The sequence below is a fragment of the Aeromonas sp. 61P genome (assembly GCF_051919545.1).
Classification (GTDB): Bacteria; Pseudomonadota; Gammaproteobacteria; order Enterobacterales; family Aeromonadaceae; genus Aeromonas; species Aeromonas veronii.
On the sequence record NZ_JBQBEL010000001.1, the window covers coordinates 921316 to 944171 of the forward strand.

The window sequence follows — 22856 nt, forward strand, 5'->3', positions numbered from 1 at the left end:
ATATCACCCCTGGTCGGCTTTGGGGGTGGGTTTGGGAGCCGGCGTCACGCTCGCTCTATGCAGGTAAAAGGTGACTGCACTGGATTTAGCAAGGATCGTACCGTCTTTGGCGAGCAGCTCGAGCTGAGCCTCGTGGGCGCCGCGATCGACGTTTTCGACGCGGACAGAGAGGCTGTTACTGACGATGGGGGCGGCTTTGCCATCCAGAGTCAGGCGCACATCATACTGGGTCGGAGGTTTGGGGCTGATGGTGCCCTGAAAGACGATGTTGCCTGTGTTGTCGCGCAGGGTGCTGCCCTGTTCCGGGGAGAGCAGTTCGATGGTCAGCTTGGCCGCCTCTTTCTCTTTCTTGGCATCGGCGCCGGTCAGGCTGTTGAAGTTATCCACCTGCACCGATCTGGGCGCGCTGCTGCCCAGCAGCGGGGCGACCCGCAGATCGACCTCTTTGGCGTTTTTGCCGGGGGGGGGCGCATCCGAGTAGTGGGTGATGCCATTGCCATCGACCCAGGAGTAGACCTTGGCCGCGTCCGCAGCGAACGAGGTCAGCAACAGGAGGCTGAGCACCCCTATGCCATGCTTGTTGTTCATCCATCTCTCCTTGACGGTATTTTGCTTAATCCTATCAGAGAAAAAACCCGCCAGATGGCGGGTTTTGTCACGATTAAGCAAGCTGACCAGATTTAAACGGCCAGTCTGCTGAGCCTTAGACGGAGTAGTACAGTTCGAATTCCAGCGGGTGCGGAGTCATGCGCACACGGTCAACATCCTGCTGTTTCAGTTCCAGATAGGAGTTGATGAAGTCATCGCTGAACACGCCGCCACGTGTCAGGAACTCGCGGTCAGCATCCAGAGCGGCCAGGGCTTCGTCCAGAGAACCGGCAACGGTCGGCACTTCTGCGGCTTCTTCCGGCGGCAGGTCATACAAGTTCTTGTCCATGGCATCGCCCGGATGGATCTTGTTGATGATACCGTCCAGACCGGCCATCAGCTGGGCAGCGAAGGCCAGGTACGGGTTGGCAGCCGGATCCGGGAAGCGCACTTCGATACGACGGGCTTTCGGGCTCGGTACCACCGGGATACGGATGGAGGCAGAGCGGTTGCGGGCAGAGTAGGCCAGCATGACCGGTGCTTCATAACCCGGAACCAGACGCTTGTAGGAGTTGGTGGTCGGGTTGGCGAAGGCGTTGATGGCCTTGGCGTGCTTGATGATACCGCCGATGTAGTGAAGAGCCATCTCGGACAGACCGCCATACAGGTCGCCAGCGAACAGGTTGACGCCGTTCTTGGCCAGAGACTGGTGGCAGTGCATGCCGGAGCCGTTGTCACCGAACATGGGTTTCGGCATGAAGGTGACGGTCTTGTTGTAGGCGTGAGCCACGTTGTGGATCACGTACTTCAGTACCTGTACTTCGTCAGCTTTCAGCGTAAGAGTGTTGAAGCGGGTAGCGATCTCGTTCTGACCGGCAGTGGCCACTTCGTGGTGGTGAGCTTCAACGACCTGGCCCATCTCTTCCAGCACCAGACACATGGCGGCGCGGATATCCTGGGAAGAGTCGACCGGTGCAACCGGGAAGTAACCGCCTTTCACGAACGGACGGTGACCCTTGTTGCCATGCTCATAGGCAGTGCCGGAGTTCCATGCGGCTTCTTCAGATTCGATTTTCACGAAGCTGTGGCCCATGGTGTTGGAGAAAGTAATGTTGTCGAACATGAAGAATTCCGGCTCCGGCCCGAACAGCACGGTGTCAGCGATGCCGCTGGACTTCAGGAAATCTTCTGCACGTTTGGCGATGGAGCGCGGATCGCGATCGTAGCCCTGCATGGTGGCAGGCTCCAGCACGTCACAAACGATGTTCAGGGTGGTCTCTTCGGTGAACGGGTCCAGCTTGGCGGAGGCTGCGTCCGGCATCAGCACCATGTCGGATTCGTTGATGCCCTTCCAGCCGCCGATGGAGGAACCATCGAACATCTTGCCGTCTTCGAAGAAATCTTCATCAACCTGGTGAGCAGGGATGGATACATGCTGCTCTTTACCCTTGGTGTCGGTAAAGCGCAGATCAACAAACTTGACTTCGTGTTCCTGGATCAGGGCCAAAACGTTCTGGGCTGACATGCTAAGTAACCTCCGGTGTTAAAACTCTCTGGGTGAATGCGTCGTCGTATTCACATAAGCCAGTATCGTGCCAAGTTTGTGACAGCTTGATTTCAGGGCAATCTTGCTGAAGAGGCTCCCCAAAATCAGGCGATCTCGACTCGCGTTGCATCAATTTAGTGCGATGGTGGATCGTTTTGGTGCACTGTAATGGTGCGCGAAATACGGTCACCGCCCATCTAAGCAGGGTTTGTCAGAGAGGTCTATGATCCAGATCTGTTGTTATGCGCGAATGTACTGCAATTCTGCTAGGCAGATCACAAAGGCAAGAGTACAATTAGCGCCCAATTTTACCCGGTGATTGAGGCGAGAATGTTAGAGAATTTACGCAATATTGCGATTATTGCGCACGTTGACCACGGCAAAACGACTCTGGTTGATAAGCTGCTGCAGCAGTCCGGCACCCTGGACCGCTCCACGGAAGGCCAGGAACGGATCATGGACTCCAATGATCTGGAACGGGAACGTGGCATCACCATTCTCGCCAAGAACACTGCGATCCGCTGGAATGACTACCGCATCAACATCGTTGATACCCCGGGTCACGCCGACTTCGGTGGTGAAGTAGAGCGCGTACTGTCCATGGTTGACTCCGTGCTGCTGCTGGTTGACGCCGTAGACGGCCCGATGCCGCAAACCCGTTTCGTGACCCAGAAAGCGTTCGCTCAGGGTCTGAAGCCGATCGTGGTCATCAACAAGGTTGACCGTCCGGGTGCTCGTCCTGACTGGGTAATGGATCAGGTATTCGACCTGTTCGACAACCTGGGCGCGACTGACGAACAGCTGGATTTCAAAGTTGTTTACGCCTCTGCACTGAACGGTTGGGCCACCATGGATCAGGACGTCGAGTCCGAGAACATGGAGCCGCTGTTCCAGGCTATCGTTGACAACGTTGAAGCGCCGAAGGCTGATGCCGAAGGTGGTTTCCAGATGCAGATCTCCCAGCTGGACTACAACTCCTACGTGGGTGTTATCGGTATCGGACGTATCACCCGTGGTCGCGTCAAGACCAACCAGCAAGTCACCATCGTTGGTGCCGACGGCAAGACCCGTAACGGTAAAGTCGGTCAGGTGCTGGGTTACCTGGGTCTGTCCCGTACTGAAGTTACCGACGCGCAAGCGGGTGACATCATTGCTATCACCGGTCTGGGCGAGCTGAAAATCTCCGACACCATCTGTGATAACGGTGCCGTTGAAGCCCTGCCGCCGCTCTCCGTTGACGAGCCGACCGTGAACATGACCTTCCAGGTCAACACCTCACCGTTTGCCGGTAAAGAGGGCAAGTTCGTGACCTCCCGTAATATTCTGGAGCGTCTGAACCAGGAGCTGGTCCACAACGTGGCCCTGCGCGTGGAAGAGACCGATGATCCGGACAAGTTCCGTGTATCCGGTCGTGGTGAGCTGCACCTCTCCATCCTGATCGAGAACATGCGTCGCGAAGGTTACGAACTGGCTGTGTCCCGTCCGGAAGTAATCCTGCGTACCGTTGATGGCGTTCTGCAAGAACCGTTCGAAACTGTAACTGTGGACGTTGAAGAAGCGCACCAGGGTTCCGTGATGGAGCAACTGGGTCTGCGTAAAGGCGAAATGACCAACATGACCCCGGATGGTAAGGGTCGTGTCCGCCTGGACTTCATGATCCCGAGCCGTGGCCTGATCGGCTTCCAGACCGAGTTCATGACCATGACTTCAGGTACCGGTCTGCTGTACCACACCTTCGACCACTACGGTCCGCACAAGGGTGGCAGCATCGGCGAGCGTCAGAACGGCGTGCTGATCTCCAACGCTACCGGTAAAGCACTGACCTACGCCCTGTTTGGTCTGCAAGACCGCGGTCGTCTGTTCATCGGTCACGCGACCGAAGTGTACGAAGGCCAGGTGATCGGTATTCACTCCCGTTCCAACGACCTGACTGTTAACTGCCTGAAAGGCAAGCAGCTGACCAACATGCGTGCCTCCGGTACCGACGAAGCTCAAGTGCTGACTCCGCCGATCCGCATGACTCTGGAACAGGCTCTCGAGTTCATCGATAACGACGAACTGGTAGAAGTGACTCCGAAGAACATCCGTATCCGCAAGAAATTGCTGACCGAGCTGGATCGCAAGCGCTCTGGCCGTGGTTAATGCCATGTGCTGAGTCTCGGCAGCCCTTGCGGCCGCTGATGGTTCACTGATAAACGGACCCAAACCTCTGGTTTGGGTCCGTTTTTTTATGCCTGTGATCCGCTCTGTCCATCCTGATGAGCTCGTTCAGGCCATCCGGTAATGGGGCTGATGAGCGTTGAGCGAAGGTCGTGGGGATGGGTGAGATAAGAAAGCCGCAGCGGGTGGCCGCTGCGGCTTTTGCTGGCTTGCAGTAAGGGATTACTGGCGCCAGAAGGAGGGGAAGAAGAGCACGGCGACCGTCAGGATCTCCAGTCGTCCCAGCAGCATGCCGAATGACAACAGCCATTTGGCCGATTCCGGCAGGCTGGCAAAGTTGGTGCTGGGGCCGACCACCGGGCCCATGCCCGGGCCAACGTTGGCAACGGCGGTGATGGAGCTGGAGATGGCCGTCAGGGGGTCAAGCCCGATGGCGCCCAGCAGTGCGGCTATCACCAGAATGATGGCGAAGTAGGCCAGTACGAAGGAGATCATCGAGCGGATGATGGCGTCATTGACCGTCCGGCCGTTGTACTTCTGCGGAAACACGGCAGAGGGGTGCATCAGTTGGCGCATCTGCTTTCTGAACAGGGCGAATGCCACCTGTACTCGGAAGATCTTGAGACCACCCGCAGTGGAGCCTGAACAGGCCCCAAGAGCCAGCAGCACGATGAAGACGATGCTGGCGAGCGGCCCCCAGGTGCCGAAGTCACCAAGGCCGTAGCCGGTGGTGGTGAGCACCGAGACGATGTTGAAGCAGCTGATGCGCAGGGCATCCCAGAAGCCGAACAGATCTCTCTCCCACAGATAGAAGGTCATGATGACGGTGACCCAGACCACCAGCCAGAAGAAGCCGCGCACCTGGGCATCCTTGAACAGGCTGTTGTCCCTGTGGTTGAGGCTCTGCACATAGAGCAGGAAGGGCAGGCCGCCGAGGAACATGAACAGGGTGCCAATCCAGTGAGCCGAGTTGGAGAAGTGGGACATGGATTGATCGGAGGTGGAGTAGCCGCCGGTACTGAGGGTGGTCATGGCGTGGTTGATCGCCTCGAACATGTTCATGCCGCTGGCCCAGTAGGCCATGAAGCAGAGCATGGAGAGTACCAGATAGACCACGACGATGTTGTTGGCGACCGTCTTGGCACGCGGGGCGCTTTTGTCTGACCAGTCCGAGCTCTCGGTCTGGAACAGCTTCATGCCTCCGACGTTGAGGTAGGGCAGCACGGCTACCGCCATCACGATAAAGCCGACCCCGCCCAGCCACTGCAGGATGGAACGCCACAACAGGATGCTGTGGGCCATGTTGTCGAGGCCGGAGAGCACGGTGGAGCCCGTGGTGGTCACCCCCGACATGGTCTCGAAGTAGGCGTCGGTGAAGTTGATGTGGGTGATGAAAACAAAAGGCAGGGCGCCGAAGGCGCAGGCCACCACCCAGACCGAGGTGGTGAGCAGGAACATCTCCCGCACCCCCAGATGAAACTCTGCCTTGCGCCCGTAATGGAGGCAGAGCAGGGCGGCGCCGTGGGTGATCAGCACCGATTTGAGAAACTCGACAAACCCCTCGGAGCCGGTGAGCAGTGCCAGCAAGGTGGGCAGCCACATGAAGAGCGCCAGCTTGGAGAGCACCAGCCCGAGGGTGAAGATAATGGGACGCAGCTTGATCATGTTCGATAACCTGGTCGTTGATTAACAAAAGACCCGGACCATCCCCTTGGGGGAGCTGAGCCGGGTCTGGTTTGACAGCCTGTGCGCATGAAGACGTTACAGGAAGAAGGGGCTTGGCTGAAACAGCCGCTCCACTTCCGGGATGTACTTCTTGTCCACCAGGAACATGACCACGTGGTCATCCTGCTGGATTTTGGTGCGATCGTGGGCGATCAGTACCTCATCCCCGCGCACTACGGCACCGATAGTGGTGCCCGGCGGCAGCTTGAGCTCGCCCACCGTCTTGCCGACCACCTTGGAGGTGTTCTCGTCACCGTGGGCAATCGCTTCGATCGCCTCGGCAGCGCCGCGGCGCAGACTGTAGACGTTGGCGATATCGGCTCGGCGCACATGGGTCAACAGGGCCGAGATGGTGGCTTGCTGGGGCGAGATGGCGATATCGATGGAGCCACCCTGCACCAGATCGACGTAGGCGCCGCGCTGGATCAGCACCATGGTCTTCTTGGCGCCCATCTTCTTGGCGAGCAGCGCCGACATGATGTTCGCCTCATCCTCGTTGGTCACGGCGATGAAGACGTCGATTTGATCGATATGCTCCTCGGCCAGTAGCTCCTGATCCGCCGCATCGCCGCAGAAGACGATGGTGTTCTCCAGCAGTTCGGAGAGCTGCTCCGCCCGCTTCTGGTTGCGCTCGATAAGCTTCACGCTGTAGCGCTTCTCCAGCTGGCGGGCGAGGCCGGCGCCGATGTTGCCACCACCGACGATCATGATGCGGCGGTAGGGGCTCTCTAGGCGCTGCAGCTCCGACATCACGGCACGGATATGGCCTGCGGCGGCGACGAAGAAGACCTCGTCATCCGCTTCGATGATGGTGGTACCTTGCGGACGGATCGGGCGGCCCTGACGGAAGATGGCCGCTACCCGGGTTTCGATGTTGGGCATGTGCTCGCGCAAGGTGGAGAGAGCGTTACCCACCAGCGGGCCCCCGTAGTAGGCCTTGACCGCCACCAGACCGACGCGGCCACCTGCAAAATCAACCACTTGCAGGGCGCCCGGGTATTCGATCAGGCGACGCACATAGTCGGTCACCAGCTGCTCCGGCGCGATCAGGTGATCCACCGGCACCGATTCCGGCAGGAACAGGCGATCCCGCTCGGTCAGATAGGCCGGCGAGCGGATCCGTGCCACCTTGTTCGGGGTGTTGAACAGGGAGTAGGCCACCTGACAGGCGATCATGTTGGTTTCGTCACTGTTGGTGACGGCGACCAGCATGTCGGCATCCTGAGCCCCCGCTTCGCGCAGCACCTTGGGGTGAGCGCCATGGCCGTTGACCACCCGCAGGTCAAACTTGTCCTGCAGTTCGCGCAGGCGCTCGCTGTCGGTATCGACGATGGTGATGTCGTTGTTCTCTCCGGCCAGGTTCTCGGCCAGAGTGCCGCCGACCTGGCCGGCTCCCAAAATGATGATTTTCATAGGGAACGTCTACTCACGTTGAGGCTGTAAAGGGGAGCGCCAGAACGGAGCTGGCGGCTCTCCCGAATGAGGTTTGTCATGCCCGGCTCAGAGCTTGACCAGTTTGGCGTAGTAGAAGCCATCCATCTCGGCTTCACCCGGCAGGAACTGGCGACCCGGGCAATCCGGGGTGTCCTGTTCGTGCAATGGCACCAATTTGGCATCTTTGGTCGCGGCAAGGAAGGCGCGGATCTGTTCGCGGTTCTCTTCCGGCAGGACGGAGCAGGTGGCGTAGAGCAGGGTGCCGCCGCTCTTCAGCTTGCCCCAGAGGGCATTGAGAATCCGGCGCTGCAGCTCGGCCAGCTCACGAATGTCCTGATCGCGGCGCAGCCACTTGATGTCGGGGTGGCGACGGATAACGCCGGTGGCGGAGCAGGGGGCATCCAGCAGAATGCGGTCGAACTGGCCCTCCGGCCACCACTGTTCCGGCGCCGCCGCATCGCCATGGATCACCTGGGCGGTCAGGCCGATGCGATCCAGGTTCTCCTGCACCCGCTTGAGGCGGTTTTCGTCGGCATCGACGGCAACCACGCCAGCCAGCTTGGGCTGACGCTCCAGCAGGTGGGCGGTCTTGCCGCCGGGGGCCGCGCAGGCATCCAGCACCCACTCGCCCGGTTGCGGGTCGAGCAGTGCCGCAGCTTGTTGTGCTGCACCATCCTGTACCGAGCAGTCACCGACCTCGAAGCCGGGTAGCTTGGTCACATCGCAAGGACGCTCCAGCAGGATGCAATCCTCGCCCTCTTCACCGGCCACGGCATTGATGCCGGCTTCGGCCATGCGAGCCAGCATGGCATCGCGGCTCTGGCGCTGGCTGTTGTTGCGGATCCACATGGGGGGACGCTGGTTGTTCGCCTCCATGATGAATTCCCACTCATCGTGATAGGCCTGACGCAGGCGCTTGGTGAGCCACTCCGGATGACCGAGGCGAATGCTGGGAACACGGTCGATACGCAGCAGAATGACTTCGGCGCTGCGCTGGAAGTTGCGCAGCACGCCGTTGATGAGGCCACGCAGGGAGGTGCCCTTGAGCAGTTTGACGGCGTTGACGGTCTCGGCCACCGCGGCGTGAGCCGGAATGCGGGTGTAGATGAGCTGATAGAGACCGACCAAGATGAGGTAGTGGAAAATGCGGCTCTTGTTCTTGAGCGGCTTGTCCATCATCTCGTTAACTGCCGCATCGAGGCGGGGCAGCCAGCGCAGGGTGCCGTAGCAGAGTTCTTGCAGGAGAGCGCGATCACGGGGTGCGACCTTCTCCTGGGCAGCAGGCAGAACAGCGGAGAGGGATTGACCCTGATCCAGCACCTGTTGAATAACGAGAGCGGCCTGTGCACGTGTTTTCATAGAGTTACCTTAGATGCGCAAGTCGGGGCCTGGGCCCCGCTTGTGTCAATTCAATCCAGTTCAATTCAATTGCGTGCCGGGTTCAAACCAGTCGCGGCGAGAGTTGAGCAGATCCGAAACGGACATCGCCTTCTTGCCGGGCGGTTGCAGGGTCAGCAGGCGCAGTACCCCTTTGCCGGTAGCGATATCGATCCCCTGCTTGTCGGCCTTGAGCAGGGTGCCGGCGGGTTGGCTGTGGTCGCTGTCAATGACGGCGGCTTGCCATACCTTGACGGTCTGGTCAGCCACTTCAAACCAGCTGATGGGCCAGGGGTTGAACGAGCGGATGCAGCGTTCGATGGCAACAGCCTCCATCGACCAGTCGATGCGGGCCTCTTCCTTGGAGAGTTTTTCGGCGTAGCTGGCCAGCGCATCATCTTGCGCCTCGGCAGCGGTTTCACCGGCGGCCATGGCATTGATGGTGTCGACCAGAGCCTGCGGGCCCAGCTCGGCCAGCTTGTCATAGAGGCTGGCGGAGGTCTCGTCGGCGGCGATGGGGCAGCTTACCTTGCGGATCATGGCGCCGGTATCCAGCCCCACATCCATCTGCATGATGGTGACGCCAGTTTCGGCATCGCCCGCCCAGATGGAGCGCTGGATCGGTGCGGCGCCGCGCCAGCGGGGCAGCAGGGAGCCATGGACGTTGATGCAGCCCAGCCGCGGGTATCGAGCACCACCTTAGGCAGGATCAGGCCATAGGCCACCACCACCATCAGGTCGGCGCCCAGTGCAGCAAGCTCGGCTTGCGCCTCTTCCTTGCGCAGAGAGGCAGGTTGGTAAACCGGCAGGTTGTGGGCCAGTGCCAGCTCTTTGACCGGGCTGGCGGTGAGCTTCTGGCCACGGCCAGCAGGCTTGTCAGGCTGGGTATAAACGGCAACGACCTCGTGGTCGGAAGACAACAACGCCGCCAGGTGACGGGCGGCGAAGTCGGGAGTACCGGCAAAAATCAGTTTCAGCTTATTCAATGGGGCAGATCCTCAGAGGACTTTGCGATCTTCACGGGCCATCTTTTCCAGCTTCTGGCGAATGCGCTGGCGCTTGAGCGGGGACAAGTAATCCACAAACAGCTTGCCGACCAGATGATCCATCTCATGCTGGATGCAGATGGCGAGCAGATCGTCGGCTTCCAGCTCGAACGGCTTGCCGTTGCGATCCAGGGCGCGGATTTTGATCTGTTCAGCGCGAGGCACCAGAGCACGGCTGCCGGGCACGGAGAGGCAACCCTCTTCAATGCCGGTGCTGCCGCACTGCTCGATGACCTCCGGATTGATCAATACCAGAGGATCTTCACGGTTTTCAGAGACATCGATCACTATGATGCGCTGGTGAATGTCGACCTGAGTCGCGGCCAGGCCAATGCCTTCCTCCGCGTACATGGTTTCGAACATATCATCTACAATCTGTTGTAACTCGGGTGTAAAGGTCTCGACAGGGGCTGCAACGGTGCGCAGGCGCTCATCGGGAAAACGCAATACATCTAGAATGGCCATAGTTTTTTCTTTAGTTTCGTATAAATGCAGTCAATATTGGCGTAATTCTAGTCATTTACGCCGACAAAAAACAGCAACACTTTGCGTACAGAAGTAACAGGGAGTGTTATGTATCTGAAGCAAACCATCCTCGCCTGCCTGCTGGTGACCGTGAGTCAGGCAGCACTGGCGATCAGCTCAGGCTGAAAGCGGGTTACCCCGATAGTTATGTAGTGCAAAAAGGCGACACCCTGTGGGATATCTCCGGCAAGTATCTTTCCGAACCCTGGCTCTGGCCCCGTCTCTGGAACATCAATCCGCAGATAGCCAATCCTCACTGGATCTACCCCGGTGATGTACTGCATCTGAGCTGGGTCAATGGTGAACCCCGGCTCGGTAAGGCGATGCAGGGTGGCAAGCAAGTCATCCGTCTCGGCCCGAAAACCCGTTACGAGAACAAAGCCAACCCCATTCCGACCCTACCTATCAGCGAGATCGGCCCTTTCCTGCAAACCGACCATATTCTGGCTGACAGCCAGCAGCAGAAAACCCTGCCCTATCTGCTGGGGTCGGATCAGAAACATATCGGCATGCTGGAGGGGGACACCCTCTATGTACAGGGCTCCCTGACACCGGGGCAGGTTTATGGCATTTATCACCCCGGAGTGGTCTACAAGGATCGCGAAACCGGTGAACTGCTGGGCCAGGAGGCGATCTTTGCCGGTGTGGTGCGGGCCGTGGCGCGTCTTGATGGCGATCGGACCGAGGTGACTCTGACTCATAATCAGCGCGAAGTGCTGCAGGGCGACAAGGTGATGCCGCTGCCGGCTCAGGAGAACATGCCCGCCGTCTTCACACCGAAAGCGGCCCCTGCCATCACACCGGGCTATATCATCGATTTGCCGAACAAGACCCGGGGCGGTGGCAAGTTTGATGTGGTACTGATCAACCGGGGCGGCCGCGATCAACTGGTCGCCGGGGATGTACTGGATGTCAGACGGCCCGGAGCTGCTCTGGTCACCAAGAATGGCGATGTACAGTACAAGGAGCTCTCGTCGGTTTTTAACCGGGTGTTTTACAGCAACAACAAGAAGGCACCACTGCCCTCTGAAGCGATTGCCCGTGTCATGTTGTTCAAGGTGTATGACAAGCTGAGTTACGGTCTCATCATGCAGAGTAACGACATGGTGAGTGCGGGTTATCAGGTCACTCACTTCTGACGTGAACTACCCCGACGCGCGTCTGGCGCTCTGGCTAACTCTGGATGCGGTCACCGGTATCGGTCCGGTGACCGCTGCTCGTCTGTTGGAACGGGCCGGGGGAAGTATTGATGCCCTATTCCAGAGCGATGAAGCTCAACTGCATGGTATGGGGTTGTCGTCAGAGCAGATCAAACAACTGCGCTGGCCCTCGTCTGTGGTTGAGCAGAGCCTCGCTTGGGCCACTTTGCCTGACAATCTCCTTATTCCGCAAGATCACCCGATTTATCCACCCTTGTTGCGGGAAATTCCCGCGGCACCCCTGTTGCTCTACTGTCGTGGCGATCTTGCTGCGCTATCGCAACCCCAGCTGGCAATGGTGGGGACACGCCATCCTACTTATGCAGGCAAAGATAATGCGTCCCGCCTCTGTAATGAGCTGGTTGGATGCGGGTTAGCTATCACCTCGGGACTTGCGCTCGGTATCGATGGTGTCTGCCATCAGCAGGCGCTGGCTTGTGGCGGTATCACCCTTGCCGTGTTGGGTTCCGGGCTGGATTGCCTCTACCCCAAACGCCATCAGGGGCTGGCAGGCCAGATTCTGGAGAGTGGTGGTTTGCTTATCTCCGAGCTGGCGCCGGATAAAGGGCCGCTGGCTGAACATTTTCCTCGTCGCAACCGTATTATCAGTGGCCTGTCGCTGGGAACTCTGGTGGTGGAGGCGACCGAGCAGAGCGGTTCGCTGATCACCGCCCGTTATGCGCTTGAACAGGGGCGCGAAGTGTTTGCGGTACCCGGCGCCCCGCAAAATGCCCAGGCGATAGGGTGCAACAGATTAATTCAGCAGGGGGCCAAACTTGTGCTGAGTGCGGCCGATATAGTGGAAGAGCTGCCAGAGTGGGTCGCACGGCCACATCCGTCAGTCATACCATCTGAGCAACCGCATAATAGCGAATTGCCTTATGCCGATTTGTTGGATAACGTAGATTATGAGACCACGAGCGTGGATACCGTTGCCGAGCGTGCCCAGCTTCCTGTCGAAGTGGTATTGGGCAGGTTGGTAGAGCTGGAGCTGGCCGGTGCAGTGATGGCGGTAGCCGGTGGATATGTCAGAGCGAGGAGGGCGAATCATGTTTGATGTATTGATGTACCTTTTCGAGACCTACATCCACAGCGATGCAGATGTGATGGTCGAGCAGGATGAGCTCACCGACGAGTTGAGCCGGGCCGGTTTCGATAAAGAAGAGATCGACAAGGCACTCGACTGGCTGGAGCGACTGGCCAATCTGCACGATAGCGAGCGGGAGGTTTATGTCACCGCCAGCGCGCAAGGCTCGATGCGTATCTATGCTCCGCAAGAGCTGGCACGCCTCAGCACCGAGTGCCGCGGCTTCCTGCTCTTTCTGGAACAGGCCCAGGTGCTGAATGCCGAAACCCGCGAGATCTGTATCGAGCGCCTGCTCGAGCTGGACAAGCCGGATATCGAGCTGGATGACCTGAAGTGGGTCGTCATGATGGTGCTGTTCAACGTACCGGGCAGTGAAAATGCCTACCAGCAGATGGAAGAGCTGGTGTTTGATGAGTCAGACGGCGTCATTCACTGACAGTCCGGTGCCGCGCTGGTAGAATTCAGGCCATCTGGATTTCAAGGCGCGGCCCATGTCAAAAATCGATCATCACCTCTTTTCAGCCCACGAACATGCCTTCGAGCGCGAGCCGTGCCCGCAGTGCGGGGCCGAGCTGGTGATCCGCCAGGGCAAACATGGCCCCTTTCTCGGCTGTTCTGCCTATCCTGCCTGTGATTACATTCGCTCCCTGACGCCATCCGGCCGCGACATCGAAAAGGTGCTCGAAGGCTCTGCCTGTCCCGATTGCGGAGAGCCGTTGGCGATAAAGAAGGGGCGTTACGGTCTGTTTGTCGGTTGTACCCAGTATCCGACCTGTCAGCACATCGAATCCCTGCAGGAGAGCGATGATACCCAGATCCTCTGCCCCGAGTGCGGCAAGGGTCATCTGGTGAGCCGCACCTCCCGCTACGGCAAGCAGTTTTACTCCTGTGATGGCTATCCACACTGCAAATATGTGGTGAACGACAAGCCGATCCCCATGCCTTGTCCCGCGTGTGGTTGGGGCATCATGGTAGAGAAAAAAGTGAGGGGAACTCTGCGTTGGGTCTGTCCGCAAAAGAAATGCGGCCACCAAAGTGAGCAGGTATAATCCCGCCGCCGCAACCGGATTGAAACGTTTTCGGTGAACTTCAACCCCCCACTTGGAGTAAGGAAATTCCCACCATGAATAAACCCTTTGTTGCCGTATTGATGGGCTCTGATTCTGATTTCCCCGTGATGCAGACTACCCTCGAGGTGCTCAAGTCATTTGATATCGCAGTGGAAGTCAAAGTCACCTCCGCGCACCGCACGCCGGCTGCGACCCATCAGTATGTGACCGATGCCGAGGCCCGTGGCTGCAAGGTCTTTATCTGTGCTGCCGGTCTGGCGGCGCATCTGGCGGGTGCCGTAGCCGGCATCACGACTCGTCCCGTGATCGGGGTGCCCATCGATGGTGGTCCGCTCAAGGGGCTGGATGCGCTGCTCTCCACCGTGCAGATGCCGGGTGGTGTACCGGTAGCGACCGTGGCGATCGGCAAAGCCGGTGCCAAGAACGCAGGTTATCTGGCAGCCCAGATGCTGGCAGTAGCCGATGATGAACTGGCGGCCAAGGTTCGGGCCGAACGCCAGAAGAATGCCGAAGAGGTGATGGCCAAGGATGCCGCCCTGCAGGCTCAACTCAAGTAAGTGAATAGGTGGCGATCCGGATGTGTCGTATTTTTCCTGTGCAACAGCAACACGTCACTTTGCCATGGTCGCCGCCATACGGATTCAACTTGCTACTAAGTGACGAGGCGGCAGCCAGGCTGCCGCATTTTTCCTATGCCAAATGAATTTGAACAGGCGGTTGCCGCCCTCCAGCAGGAAGGGGTGATTGCTTATGCGACCGAGGCCGTGTTTGGTCTGGGGTGTGATCCCGACTCCGAAGTTGCGGTGCAGCGACTGCTGGCCATCAAACAGCGTCCGGTGGAGAAGGGGTTGATCCTGATTGCTGCCGATTTGGCGCAATTGCAGGACTACATCGATCTGAGCCAACTTAGCGGTGAGCAACTGGCTCGGGTTGAAGCCAGCTGGCCCGGTCCTTTTACCTGGATCATGCCTGCCCGTGCGACGACGCCGGCCTGGTTGACCGGGCAGTTCGAGACCCTCGCGGTGCGCGTGACGGCTCATCCTCAGGTGCAGGCCTTGTGCCGTGCCTTTGGCAAGCCGCTGGTCTCTACCAGCGCCAACCTGACCGGTGAGGAGCCTGCCCGTCGGGTGGCCGATATCGGTGAGCGGCTGGCAAGCAAGTTAGCCTATATCCTGCCCGGTGAAGTGGGTGGTCAAGCTAACCCATCCGAGATCAAGGACGCCCGAACCGGCGCCATTATTCGCCCCTCCTGAGCAGGCGGATACGTCATGATTTGCTATCAATCCGCTGAGCGGTGAGCTCATCGGATTGATTTAACTATAAAAATGGACAGGGCGTTCACGATCCTGCCTGACTGGAGACAAGATGAGCAAACCGGATGTGGCCCAGGTCAAGGCCTTCCTGTTGCAGTTGCAGGACGAGATCTGCCGTGGTCTGGAGCAGGCCGACGGCAGTGGGCACTTTGTGGAAGATGCCTGGAGCCGTGAAGGCGGTGGCGGTGGTCGCACCCGTGTGCTGCGCCACGGCGCGGTGATCGAGCAGGGGGGCGTCAACTTCTCCCATGTCTATGGCGATGCCATGCCTGCCTCTGCTACAGCCCATCGGCCAGAGTTGGCTGGTCGCAAGTTCGAGGCGATGGGCGTGTCGCTGGTGATCCATCCGCACAACCCCTATGTGCCGACCAGCCATGCCAACGTCCGTTTCTTCATCGCCGAGAAAGAGGGTGAAGAGCCCATTTGGTGGTTTGGCGGTGGCTTCGATTTGACGCCCTTCTACCCGTTTGCCGAGGATGTCCAGCATTGGCATCAGGTCTCCCGTGATCTCTGCCAACCCTTTGGTGATGAGATCTACCCCGAGTTCAAATCCTGGTGCGATCGCTACTTCTTCCTCAAGCACCGCAACGAGACGCGAGGGGTGGGCGGTCTCTTCTTCGACGATCTTAATCGCTGGCCTTTTGCCGACTGCTTTGCCTTTATGCAAGCGGTAGGTCGGGGTTATCTGGATGCTTACCTGCCGATTATCGAACGACGCAAGGCGCTGCCCTATGGCGAGCGGGAGCGGGAGTTCCAGCTCTATCGTCGCGGCCGTTATGTGGAGTTCAATCTGGTGTATGACCGTGGCACCCTGTTCGGGCTGCAGACCGGCGGACGTACCGAGTCAATCCTGATGTCGATGCCACCGCTGGCACGTTGGGAGTATGACTGGCAGCCGGAGGCGGGCACTCCTGAAGCCTTGCTCTACACCGATTACCTCACGCCGCGAGAGTGGCTGTGACCCGAGGGGCCTTGATGGCCCCTTTTTGCTGGCCGATATTCGGCTTGTTCCCGAGTGCGAAAACCCGTTAAATCGGAATATTGCCCTCTGATGGAACTCTTTGATGGATCGTTATCTGGTTTTTGGCCACCCGGTGCGCCACAGCAAGTCCCCCTTCATTCACACCCTTTTTGCCAGACAAACCCAGCAAGAGCTGGAGTATGGGCTGGCTGAACCCGCCGTCGACGAGTTTGCCCAAGCCCTGCGCACCTTCTTTGACCAAGGGGGCAAGGGATGCAATGTCACCGTTCCCTTCAAGGAGCAGGCATTTACTCTGGTCGATTGCTTGAGCCCCAGGGCCAAGAGGGCGGGCGCGGTCAATACCATCAAGCTGACCGATGATGGCGTGTTGCTGGGGGATAATACCGATGGCGCTGGATTGGTCGCCGATCTCAAGTCCCATGGTGTGAGGCTGGCGGATAGCCGGATCCTGCTGCGGGCCGGTGGAGCAGCGCGCGGTGCATTGGCGCCGCTGCTGGCAGAGCTGCCGAGCGAGCTGGTGATCGCCAACCGCACCCACGCAAAAGCGCAACAGTTGGCTGCCGAATTCTGCGATCTAGGGCCTGTGACTGCCCAGACCTATGAGCAGTTGTCAGGGCCGTTCGATCTCGTCATCAACTCTACCTCCGCCAGCCTGCAAGGGGAGCTGCCGCCGTTGGCCCCTGCCCTGATCCACACTGATATTGCCATCTACGACATGATGTATGGCGCCTCGGATACGGCGTTTATCTGTTGGGCCAAACAGCATGGGGCCCGTCAAACCATGGATGGACTCGGCATGCTGGTGGAGCAGGCTGCCGAAGCGTTTACCGTGTGGCGCGGAATTCGTCCCGGGACTAAACAGGTATTGAGAGAGTTGAAGCGTAACTTGGGGGTGATATGAACCAGGGTATTCTGTTTCCTGATCTGATGGAGTGGCAGGCTGACGAACAGCGGGTGCGTTTTCCTGCCCAGCAGATGGGGGCGCTGATAGATTGTTACATCAGCCAGCGGCGGCTGGAGAGAATGACAGGTCTGGCGCTGACGAGGGAGGATGACATCGTCAGAGCCTTCGAAAGTGTACGTTTTGATATTGAAGACATGGCTGAAAAACTCATTGAAGAACAAGAGTTTGCTGAAGATGGCGCTATCTATCTCTGATTTTTCAAAGTTTTTTTGTTTTGTAGCGGAACTACTTTGAAATGGCGCTGACTAACTAGATAGTTGAGGAAGTGCTAGCTAGTCACCTTTATAACTCCCCGGTATTCGTACTGGGGATTTTTTTATCTGCATGAAAGTAAAAGATTTTTTCTTAATTTGTAAGTTGTGAAACTAAATTACATAAATTACTTTCACTTTCTGCTGCTTTGCTGTACAGTTGTATGCGTAGGGTACAGAGGTAAGATGTTCTATCTTTCAGACCTTTTATTTCACGTAATTGAATGTGGCTGAATAGCTGCCCCGATGAGGTTCTCGTCGGGGTGTTTTTTTATGCGCATCATTTAGAGTAAATGCTTTAAATTGGCGATACATTTGATAGAATGAGGCTGCTTCTTGAGGAATACCTGTCGTCTGGTACTCAAGATTCAGCTTCTTCCCAATTTTTTGAACTTATTATTTCAGGCTGGATGGCATCACTGTCGTCCGGCCTCATTTTTATCCCTTTCGGTTAAAGCTTGTAATTAAATTTCATTTTTGTCTCATTTTGTAATTCTTGTTCGTTTTGAAAGAACGAATTTGAAAACGTTATCAACGCCTACTTAAGTTAATTATTTTTGTGAATTAACTGCCTATCTATATGAACTGTAAGCAGTATTGGATATAGCAGGGGAGGCGAATGCGGGGTATTTGTCGTGAGGCAGGTGAAAGCGGCAATCTGAAACCCTTTCAATCAGCGGAGGAGTGCTCCGCCAATTGCAAGGAGAGCGAGGAGTAGATTACTCCTCGGCAGGTTGCTGTTCATCAGCGTCCAGCAGGTCGGTATCGTCACCACTGACGTACCATTCGGTCAGGGTTTGCGCCAGCTTCTCCACACCGATATTGGTGAGGGAGGAGAACGCTTCGACCTGGATCTGGGAACCGAGGTTGGCAACGGCCTGGCGCACCTTGATCACCTGGTTGTTGCGCGGGCCGGGGCTCAATTTGTCAGCCTTGGTCAGCAGCAGCATGACGGGCAACTGACGGTGCGAGCTCCACTCCAGCATGTTCATGTCGGTATCTTTGAGCGGGTGGCGGATGTCCATCAGGATCACCAGACCTTTCAATGACTCACGGCGCTGCAGATACTCTGCCAGTGACTTTTGCCACTTGAGCTTCATTTCCAGCGGAACTTGCGCATAACCATAACCCGGCAAGTCGACCAGACGCTTGCCCGGTTCCAGCTCAAACAGGTTGATCAGCTGGGTACGGCCGGGTGTCTTACTGGTGCGCGCCAAGTTCTTGTGTTTGGTTAAGGTGTTCAATGCAGATGACTTACCGGCGTTGGAACGGCCGGCAAACGCGATCTCGACACCCCCATCATTTGGCAGGTGACGGATGTCGGGTGCGCTGGTCACAAAATGCACCTTATTGAAATTCAGAGTTTGTGTATCCAACGTAAATTCCCCATGGAGATAGAGGGTTATAGAGTTACTTTTTTGTAAAATGGTGTAAAATAGCGTCGCTTAAACGCGTTTATTTTAACATGCCTTCAGCGGCATGGGATCTGGAAGCCTAATAACGAAAAGTTGGAACGCCATGAAGAACCTAGTCATTACTCTTGCTCTGATGGTTGGCGTAACGGGGATGGCACAAGCCAAGGGCGATGCCGCTGCGGGACAGACCAAGGCTGCCGTTTGTGCGGCTTGTCATGGACCGGACGGAAACAGCCTGGTTGATATGTACCCCAAAATTGCTGGTCAGCACGCATCATATATCAAAAAGCAGTTAGTTGAACTGAAGGCTGCCGCTTCTGGTCAAATTGGCCGGGTTGCGCCAGTGATGGGGCCGATGGCGTTACCTTTGTCGGAACAGGACATGGATGACCTGGCGGCTTATTTCTCCAGCCTGAAGGTTACCCCTATCGCTGTCCCTGACGACGTGGTCGAAGCGGGCAAGGCACTCTATATGGGGGGTGACATGAGTCGCGGTCTGGCAGCTTGTACGGCTTGCCATGGTCCTCGTGGCTCGGGTGTCGAACAGGCGAAGTATCCCAACCTGTCCGGCCAGCATCCTGCCTATATCAAAGCTCAGCTCACCGCATTCCGTGCCGGGACGCGTGACAACGATCCGAATGGCATGATGCGGGACGTTGCCAAGAAACTGACTGATCAGGATATCGAAGCCCTCTCCAAATATGTAGCGGGTCTGCACTGATATAGTCGATACGGTCGATTTGAGTTGAAACGGGGAGCCTGGGCTCCCCGTTGTTTTTATGGCTTTCAGATAATTCTCGGTTTAATCCCCCCGTTCTGTAAGAGATCTCCCATTCTCAAGGCAGGTCAAGGCTCATAAAATTGCATAAAATATCAAATAATCATCATTTATCAATGAGTTATATGAGTATTGATATTTTTCGACATGTTGAGAATGTTTTGAGTGGATTGAGCCGCTTTATAGAGTTGGTACAGTAGGCTTAATGGATTCACCCACGGATTGGGTGGCGGTTTCACGACAGGGTGTTGTGAGCAGAGGATGGCTGGCGTGGCGGGATGCCATGGGCTCGGATGAGCTGGCAAAGGATTGAAGGATCAGGATGGTGACCATCTCCGGAGCGGGATGGGGTTGCGGGATGCAGACTCCCCGGCACGATGGCAGGATGCGGTCGAGACGGGTCAAACAGGCACACGCACATTCAGGAACGACCAATATAAGGTCAGGATGACCACACAACGATATGATGCGGCGACAAGTTGTCACGGAGAGGGCGAAACAGATTGTTTTGCCATTCAGGATGACGCACGCATGAACATATCAAGGCAGCTTCGGCTGCCTTTTTTCTTTTGGGTCATTAACCCGATTAGCCATTCTGTGTCAAAATACCAGCAACATGCCCAGAGGATACCGATCCTGCGGTGTTCAGTGGCCTGATTGGGCCTGATTGGTGCGGGATCCTGCTCTTGTTCCAGCCTTACTGTTCCTCGCATCGTATCCCACCGGGTGAGATCATCCCGGGTACGGGTCAAACCAGTTATTTTCGGAGTTAGCCATTCATGTCTGCCAAACAACCCACTCGCAAGCCTACTGGCAAGCGCAAAGAATCTGATGTCAGTGCTCAGGAAGGCCGTGAGCGTAAACGGGCTGCCAAGCGAAAGGGCCTGAAGGCTGGTTCTCGTCAGCAAGTTGAACAGCCGAAGAACAAGTCTGGCAACAGCCAGTCCAAAGATCCGCGTATCGGTTCCCGCAAGCCGGTAGTTCTGGTGGTGGATGACAAACAGAAGAAGCCGGCAGCACCCAAGGCGGTGAAAGAGAAGAAGCTGGTGACGCCCGAGCAGGAGCTGGCTTCCATCGAAAACGATGACCGCTTGAATGATCTGCTGGATCGTCTTGATGCCGGTGAAACCCTGGAAGCTGCCGAGCAGGCCTGGGTTGATCAGCGTGTCGACCGTTATCAGGAGCTGATGGATGAGCTGGGCATCATCGACAACGACGATGATGAAGATGATGAGCTGCCGTTTGATGATGGCGATGACGCCGAGTTCGACGAGCAGAAACCAGCTTCCGAAGAGGAGCTGTGGGACCGTTTCAACCAGGTCGATTTCAAGCCGGAACCCAAGCCTGAGCCGAAGAAAAAGTGATGAGTGGATGGATGCTGGCCGCCCTGTTGGGCGGCCTGATTTTGTCAGGATTGGCCATCTATGCAGGCATGCTGCTGGCCAGGCTGAGACGACAGCAAGCGATGCAGTGGCAGGCGATTACCGCTCGCAATGAACGAATTCTGGATAGCGTACGGGTCATTGCTCATGCGGTGCAGGAGGGGCAGTGTGATTACTCCGAAGGCGCCATTCGGCTGACCAATCTGCTGGATGCGTTGCAGATCAAGGGGGGGCGAGCATTCGTTGCCGAGTTCCCGGGTCTGTACGGGCTGTATGAGAAGGTGAAAGATATGCCGACTCATGAGGCCAGACGTGCCCTCAAGCGCAATGAAGTGATGAAGATGGATCTCGAACGCAGCGGCTACGAGGCCGAGCTGGAGGCTCAGATCCTCAAGGATGTGGCCCAGTTGAAGGATTTTCAGTTAGGTCGGTGAGCCAACAATAACAACAAGAGAGGAAGCGAGCGTGCAAGCAGAACAGATTGTGTGGGATCAGGCCCTGATCGAAAAATATAACTACAGTGGCCCGCGATACACCTCTTATCCCACTGCGCTGGAGTTCAACGAGAGCTTCGGCTATCCGGATTTTGTCCGCGCTGCCGGCCAGTATCCCGAGCGCAATCTGTCGCTCTACGTGCATATCCCTTTCTGTCACAAGCTCTGCTACTACTGCGGCTGCAACAAGGTCATTACCCGCCATCAGCACAAGGCTGACGAGTATCTCGACTACCTGGAGCAGGAGATCAAGGCGCAAGCCCCGCTCTTCAAGCACCGTATGGTCACCCAGCTGCACTGGGGTGGCGGTACACCCACCTATCTGGATGAAGCACAAACGCGCCGTCTGATGGCCATGCTGCGTGAGCACTTCCATTTCGCCGAAGAGGGGGAGTTCAGCATCGAGGTCGATCCGCGCGAGATTGCCATTACCATGCTGGATGTGCTGCGAGATGTCGGCTTCAACCGCATCAGCCTCGGGGTGCAGGACTTCAACAAGGATGTGCAGGTTGCGGTCAACCGCGAGCAGGACAACGACTTTATTAAAGCCATGTTGGAACGGGCCCGTGAACTGGGCTTCCGCTCGACCAACCTCGACCTTATCTATGGCCTGCCGTATCAGGATCGTGCCAGCTTCCACCATACGCTGGAAGAGGTGCTCAAGACGGATCCGGCGCGCCTCTCCATCTTCAACTACGCCCATCTGCCGAGTCGCTTTGCTGCCCAGCGCAAGTTGAAAGAGGTGGATATGCCTGCGCCGCAGGAGAAGCTGGCCATGCTGCAGGACACCATTGCCTTCCTCACTGGCCAGGGTTACCAGTTCATCGGCATGGACCATTTTGCTAAACCCGATGACGAGCTGGCAGTGGCGCAGTGCGAGGGCAAGCTGCACCGCAACTTCCAGGGCTATACCACTCAAGGTGATTGCGATCTGCTGGGGCTGGGGGTCTCCTCCATCAGCATGATCGGTGATGCCTACTCCCAGAACCAGAAAGAGCTCAAGACCTATTACGCACAGGTTGCAGAGCTGGGTCATGCCCAGTGGAAAGGCTGCTCGCTCAATCAGGATGATCTGATCCGCCGTGAGGTGATCAAGCGGCTTATCTGTGATTTCCGTCTGAACTTTGCTTCTGTCGAGCAGGCGCACGGACTCAATTTCAGAGAGTATTTTGCCGACGATCTCAAGCTGCTTCAGACCTTCATCAACGATGGATTGGTGCGTATGACGGAGGATGGCCTGGAGGTCTCCTCCACCGGGCAGCTGCTGATCCGCAATATCTGCATGTGTTTCGACGTGTACTTGCGCAACAAGGCGCGCCAGCAACAGTTCTCTCGCGTGATATAAGCTTGTTTGCCGATTAGAAAACAGAAAAGGGCGCCATCGTGGCGCCCCTTTCATATGTATTTTTGCTTAAGCAGCGGGTTGGGAAGGTTCTGGTAAGAAGTCTCTGCGCTGAGGCAAGCAATTGAGAGCCAAGCAAGGGGACGGTGAAACGCAGATAAAAAGATGGGGGCGACTT

At 57.1% G+C, this 22856-nt stretch carries 20 protein-coding genes and 2 pseudogenes; 14 read left to right on the plus strand and 8 right to left on the minus strand.

Going from position 1 to position 22856, the window contains the following annotated elements; translation table 11 throughout:
- Positions 1-3: 3 nt before the first annotated feature.
- Both ACTG2O_RS04445 and glnA read right to left on the minus strand, forming a co-directional pair.
- Positions 4-588 (minus strand): DUF4124 domain-containing protein, encoded by a 585-nt coding sequence (locus ACTG2O_RS04445; RefSeq protein WP_019445773.1) that lies wholly within the window; start codon positions 586-588, stop codon positions 4-6.
- Positions 589-703: 115 nt separating this feature from the next.
- Positions 704-2113 (minus strand): glutamate--ammonia ligase, encoded by a 1410-nt coding sequence (gene glnA, locus ACTG2O_RS04450; protein ID WP_005339672.1) that lies wholly within the window; start codon positions 2111-2113, stop codon positions 704-706.
- Positions 2114-2464: 351 nt separating this feature from the next.
- On the opposite strand from glnA, the gene typA reads away from it, so the two are divergent.
- Positions 2465-4276 carry a translational GTPase TypA gene (typA, locus tag ACTG2O_RS04455; RefSeq protein WP_005339679.1) on the plus strand — a complete coding sequence of 604 codons (1812 nt, stop codon included), beginning with the start codon at positions 2465-2467 and terminating at the stop codon, positions 4274-4276.
- A 240-nt stretch (positions 4277-4516) separates the two neighbouring features.
- On the opposite strand, the gene ACTG2O_RS04460 is transcribed toward typA, so the two are convergent.
- From ACTG2O_RS04460 to def, 5 genes and pseudogenes are all read right to left on the minus strand, one after another.
- A complete protein-coding gene (locus tag ACTG2O_RS04460) occupies positions 4517-5959 on the minus strand; it encodes a TrkH family potassium uptake protein (RefSeq protein ID WP_005341967.1) in 1443 nt (480 codons plus the stop codon).
- Positions 5960-6055: 96 nt separating this feature from the next.
- Positions 6056-7432: a Trk system potassium transporter TrkA gene (trkA, locus tag ACTG2O_RS04465; protein WP_005339689.1), complete on the minus strand. Its 1377-nt coding sequence runs from the start codon at positions 7430-7432 to the stop codon at positions 6056-6058.
- Positions 7433-7519: 87 nt separating this feature from the next.
- On the minus strand, positions 7520-8812 hold the full coding sequence (gene rsmB, locus ACTG2O_RS04470) for a 16S rRNA (cytosine(967)-C(5))-methyltransferase RsmB (protein WP_019445774.1): 1293 nt from the start codon (positions 8810-8812) through the stop codon (positions 7520-7522).
- Between the two features lie 60 nt (positions 8813-8872).
- A pseudogene (gene fmt / locus ACTG2O_RS04475) lies at positions 8873-9816 on the minus strand (methionyl-tRNA formyltransferase).
- A gap of 12 nt (positions 9817-9828) precedes the next feature.
- Positions 9829-10341 carry a peptide deformylase gene (def, locus tag ACTG2O_RS04480; RefSeq protein WP_005357510.1) on the minus strand — a complete coding sequence of 171 codons (513 nt, stop codon included), beginning with the start codon at positions 10339-10341 and terminating at the stop codon, positions 9829-9831.
- A 108-nt stretch (positions 10342-10449) separates the two neighbouring features.
- Between def and ACTG2O_RS04485 the strand changes: the two are divergent.
- The 9 genes and pseudogenes from ACTG2O_RS04485 (at position 10450) to ACTG2O_RS04525 (ending at position 17210) form a co-directional block, all read left to right on the plus strand.
- Positions 10450-11540: pseudogene (locus ACTG2O_RS04485) on the plus strand (LysM peptidoglycan-binding domain-containing protein).
- A gap of 1 nt (position 11541) precedes the next feature.
- Positions 11542-12657, plus strand: coding sequence for a DNA-processing protein DprA (gene dprA, locus ACTG2O_RS04490; protein ID WP_019445777.1), 1116 nt, complete (start codon positions 11542-11544; stop codon positions 12655-12657).
- The gene (locus tag ACTG2O_RS04495; protein ID WP_005339699.1) at positions 12650-13123 is read left to right on the plus strand and encodes a DUF494 family protein; all 474 of its coding nucleotides are present in this window, start codon (positions 12650-12652) and stop codon (positions 13121-13123) included. The genes dprA and ACTG2O_RS04495 overlap by 8 nt, the downstream gene beginning before the upstream one ends.
- Positions 13124-13178: 55 nt before the next feature.
- Positions 13179-13736, plus strand: coding sequence for a DNA topoisomerase family protein (locus ACTG2O_RS04500; RefSeq protein WP_236285043.1), 558 nt, complete (start codon positions 13179-13181; stop codon positions 13734-13736).
- A gap of 74 nt (positions 13737-13810) precedes the next feature.
- A complete protein-coding gene (gene purE, locus ACTG2O_RS04505; RefSeq protein WP_005339704.1) occupies positions 13811-14314 on the plus strand; it encodes a 5-(carboxyamino)imidazole ribonucleotide mutase in 504 nt (167 codons plus the stop codon).
- A gap of 135 nt (positions 14315-14449) precedes the next feature.
- The gene (locus ACTG2O_RS04510; RefSeq protein ID WP_019445779.1) at positions 14450-15010 is read left to right on the plus strand and encodes a Sua5/YciO/YrdC/YwlC family protein; all 561 of its coding nucleotides are present in this window, start codon (positions 14450-14452) and stop codon (positions 15008-15010) included.
- A gap of 112 nt (positions 15011-15122) precedes the next feature.
- Complete coding sequence (gene hemF / locus ACTG2O_RS04515; protein WP_005357520.1) at positions 15123-16031, plus strand: oxygen-dependent coproporphyrinogen oxidase; 909 nt, start codon at positions 15123-15125, stop codon at positions 16029-16031.
- 103 nt (positions 16032-16134) lie between these two features.
- Complete coding sequence (gene aroE / locus ACTG2O_RS04520) at positions 16135-16953, plus strand: shikimate dehydrogenase (RefSeq protein WP_439975391.1); 819 nt, start codon at positions 16135-16137, stop codon at positions 16951-16953.
- Positions 16950-17210 carry a DUF1488 domain-containing protein gene (locus ACTG2O_RS04525; protein WP_019445781.1) on the plus strand — a complete coding sequence of 87 codons (261 nt, stop codon included), beginning with the start codon at positions 16950-16952 and terminating at the stop codon, positions 17208-17210. The genes aroE and ACTG2O_RS04525 overlap by 4 nt, the downstream gene beginning before the upstream one ends.
- Positions 17211-17986: 776 nt before the next feature.
- On the opposite strand, the gene yihA is transcribed toward ACTG2O_RS04525, so the two are convergent.
- Positions 17987-18643, minus strand: a complete 657-nt coding sequence (yihA, locus tag ACTG2O_RS04530; protein WP_026034975.1) for a ribosome biogenesis GTP-binding protein YihA/YsxC — start codon at positions 18641-18643, stop codon at positions 17987-17989.
- Between the two features lie 142 nt (positions 18644-18785).
- Between yihA and ACTG2O_RS04535 the strand changes: the two genes are divergently transcribed.
- The 4 genes from ACTG2O_RS04535 (at position 18786) to hemN (ending at position 22681) form a co-directional block, all read left to right on the plus strand.
- Entirely contained in the window at positions 18786-19403 is a 618-nt protein-coding gene (locus tag ACTG2O_RS04535) for a c-type cytochrome (RefSeq protein WP_005339710.1), read from the plus strand.
- A gap of 836 nt (positions 19404-20239) precedes the next feature.
- Positions 20240-20824, plus strand: a complete 585-nt coding sequence (yihI, locus tag ACTG2O_RS04540) for a Der GTPase-activating protein YihI (RefSeq protein ID WP_439975392.1) — start codon at positions 20240-20242, stop codon at positions 20822-20824.
- An 11-nt stretch (positions 20825-20835) separates the two neighbouring features.
- Positions 20836-21276, plus strand: coding sequence for a DUF2489 domain-containing protein (locus ACTG2O_RS04545; RefSeq protein ID WP_019445785.1), 441 nt, complete (start codon positions 20836-20838; stop codon positions 21274-21276).
- Positions 21277-21307: 31 nt separating this feature from the next.
- Positions 21308-22681, plus strand: coding sequence for an oxygen-independent coproporphyrinogen III oxidase (gene hemN, locus ACTG2O_RS04550; RefSeq protein ID WP_019445786.1), 1374 nt, complete (start codon positions 21308-21310; stop codon positions 22679-22681).
- The last annotated feature ends 175 nt before the right edge of the window (positions 22682-22856 follow it).

Coding starts and splice junctions, on each gene's coding strand:
- aroE (WP_439975391.1), top strand. CDS start 16,135: ATGGATCGTTATCTGGTTTTTGGCCACCCGGTGCGCCACAGCAAGTCC.
- ACTG2O_RS04510 (WP_019445779.1), top strand. CDS start 14,450: ATGCCAAATGAATTTGAACAGGCGGTTGCCGCCCTCCAGCAGGAAGGG.
- hemF (WP_005357520.1), top strand. CDS start 15,123: ATGAGCAAACCGGATGTGGCCCAGGTCAAGGCCTTCCTGTTGCAGTTG.
- ACTG2O_RS04535 (WP_005339710.1), top strand. CDS start 18,786: ATGAAGAACCTAGTCATTACTCTTGCTCTGATGGTTGGCGTAACGGGG.
- rsmB (WP_019445774.1), bottom strand. CDS start 8,812: ATGAAAACACGTGCACAGGCCGCTCTCGTTATTCAACAGGTGCTGGAT.
- ACTG2O_RS04525 (WP_019445781.1), top strand. CDS start 16,950: ATGAACCAGGGTATTCTGTTTCCTGATCTGATGGAGTGGCAGGCTGAC.
- ACTG2O_RS04445 (WP_019445773.1), bottom strand. CDS start 588: ATGAACAACAAGCATGGCATAGGGGTGCTCAGCCTCCTGTTGCTGACC.
- ACTG2O_RS04495 (WP_005339699.1), top strand. CDS start 12,650: ATGTTTGATGTATTGATGTACCTTTTCGAGACCTACATCCACAGCGAT.
- typA (WP_005339679.1), top strand. CDS start 2,465: ATGTTAGAGAATTTACGCAATATTGCGATTATTGCGCACGTTGACCAC.
- ACTG2O_RS04500 (WP_236285043.1), top strand. CDS start 13,179: ATGTCAAAAATCGATCATCACCTCTTTTCAGCCCACGAACATGCCTTC.
- def (WP_005357510.1), bottom strand. CDS start 10,341: ATGGCCATTCTAGATGTATTGCGTTTTCCCGATGAGCGCCTGCGCACC.
- yihI (WP_439975392.1), top strand. CDS start 20,240: ATGTCTGCCAAACAACCCACTCGCAAGCCTACTGGCAAGCGCAAAGAA.
- ACTG2O_RS04545 (WP_019445785.1), top strand. CDS start 20,836: ATGCTGGCCGCCCTGTTGGGCGGCCTGATTTTGTCAGGATTGGCCATC.
- glnA (WP_005339672.1), bottom strand. CDS start 2,113: ATGTCAGCCCAGAACGTTTTGGCCCTGATCCAGGAACACGAAGTCAAG.
- purE (WP_005339704.1), top strand. CDS start 13,811: ATGAATAAACCCTTTGTTGCCGTATTGATGGGCTCTGATTCTGATTTC.
- trkA (WP_005339689.1), bottom strand. CDS start 7,432: ATGAAAATCATCATTTTGGGAGCCGGCCAGGTCGGCGGCACTCTGGCC.
- ACTG2O_RS04460 (WP_005341967.1), bottom strand. CDS start 5,959: ATGATCAAGCTGCGTCCCATTATCTTCACCCTCGGGCTGGTGCTCTCC.